Consider the following 2,066-nt stretch of genomic DNA (forward strand, 5'->3'; position numbering starts at 1 on the left):
GCCCCAGTCGCGGCTGTTGTGGGTGCGGGTCTCGCCGAAGGCAAAGCCCAGCACGCCGTTGCTGCCGAAGGCCATGTCCTGGCCCATCATCCAGCCACGGGTATCGGCACCGCTGGCCGAGAAGCTGCCCTGCCCGACCTCGCCGAGCTGGTTCTGCCAGGCCCCGCGCAGGCGCGGCGCGCCCTGCACCTGGCCAAACCGCGCCGACAGCGCGCGGCGGTTGAGGTCGACGCTGTCGAAGGTGGCGGCGGTGGCCAGCGCATGGGCCTTGCCAGACAAGCTGTCCAGGCTGGCCTGCAGCGCCTGGTTGCCCTGCACCTGCTGCAGCTGACCGGCCGCATCCGCGAAACCGCTGGTGCCGTTGCCGCTTCCCGTATCGAGTTGGACGAACGCCTGTTCCACACGGTTGGCCGACGCGATGGCAACGGCGTCCAGGCCCGCGGCGCTGGCGGCCGAATTCACGTTGACCCGGTTGATGTTCAACCAGGCCGTGCTCGCGTCGTAGGAGAAGTTGGCATCGAGCAGGGTGACCGGGCCGCTGAACTGCAGGCCGCCGAAGGCGCCGCTGATACCCGTGCCGGCCTTGATCAGCGCCTGGCGCTGGTTGTTCTGCGGCACATAGCCACTGACCGCACCGACCACGCTGACAAGCCCGCCTCCCAGGCTGGCATGGCCGGTCACCTGCAGTGCGGGCGCACCCAGCGTCGTGACGTAGCGGCCATTGGGCCGCTGCACGTAATCGCCGTCGATGACCGCAGTGGTATTGGCTTCGGTGAGCACAACGCTGCCGTTGTTGTCGACGATGCCGGTAATGCGCGTGGTGCCGGTACGGAACTGCAGTGCGCCGAAGGTGCCGTTAGCGGCTGCAGGACCGACCAGCACCACCGAGGTGAGCGACGCACCATCACGCAGCGCCAGCGTGCCACGCTCGATGCTGGTCAGGCCGGTATACGTGTTGGCACCGGACAGCACCAGTGTGCCATCGCCCTGCTTGGTCAGCCCACCGTCGCCGCTGATGTTGTTGGCCCACACCGTGCCCGATGCCGATTGCGCAATGTTGACCGTCACGTCGCCCCAGTCGAACCGCCCCGGTCCATTGATGGCCTTGGCGATGTTGAGCAGGCCGTAGCCAAAGGTGCTGTCCACGCCGGGCGCGCCCAGGTCGGTGGCGGTGCCCAGCAGCGTCTGCCGCACCAGGTCGTTGCTGAAATACGGGTACTTCTGCCAGACCAGCGCGGCAGCGCCGGACACCAGCGGCGCGGCGAAGGAGGTGCCGTAGTTCCAGAGATAGCTCGGGGTACCGCCAGCGGTAAGTGCCGGATCGACGTACACCGCCGCGCCCGGGGCGGCCAGGCAATACCTGGCGGCGACGCCGCAGGCATTGGCGTAGGACGCCAGCTTGCCGGGACTGTTGGAATCGACGGCGGTGACGCTCAGCCAGCCGCGCTCCAGGTCGGCCGCCGGCAGTGTGCCGTTCGGGCCGGGCTGGCTGGGCAACGCCGCCATGCTGGACGGGTCCGGCTTGCTCTCGTTGCCGGTGGCGAACACCACAAGGCCGCCGTGGTTGAGGATGAAGGGGCGGTATTCCTGGGCGATCGGCGCGGTGGCCGCCGGGTTGGTCCAGTACAGACCGCCCCAGGAGTTGTTCATGACCTTCACGCCCTGGTTCATCAGGTCCGTATGGACCTCGGCCAGGCCCAGCGCGCCGTTGACTTCATTGCCACTGCCCGAGCCATCGTCGGTGGGACGCTTGTCGGCGATGATGCGCGCCGACACGATCTGCGCGCCGGGGGCGATGCCGCCCTGCCAGGTGCCCACGGCCGCACCGGCGGCCAGTTCGGCCACGGCGGTGCCATGCCCGACCACGTCATCGACGTTGAGGTTGTTCACCCGCGGATCGACGTAGGTGTAGTTGGCCAGCACGCGCCCGGCCAGCGCCGGATGGTTGCGCATCACGCCGGAATCGACGATGCCGATGCGCACGCCGCTGCCGGTCAACCCGGCACTGCGCGCGGCGCCGGCCTGGGTGATGGTCAGGTGCGCATCGAAGGCCGGCTGCGTAGGCG

The 2,066-nt window shown here is 68.9% G+C and carries 1 protein-coding gene; it reads right to left on the reverse strand.

The features are described 5' to 3' along the window. The coding region (locus DBR34_RS08150; protein WP_181393946.1) for an autotransporter serine protease at window positions 1-2,066 on the reverse strand (2,066 nt) is incomplete at both ends.

It is taken from the genome of Stenotrophomonas sp. HMWF003 (assembly GCF_003061285.1).
Lineage (GTDB): Bacteria > Pseudomonadota > Gammaproteobacteria > Xanthomonadales > Xanthomonadaceae > Stenotrophomonas > Stenotrophomonas maltophilia_AP.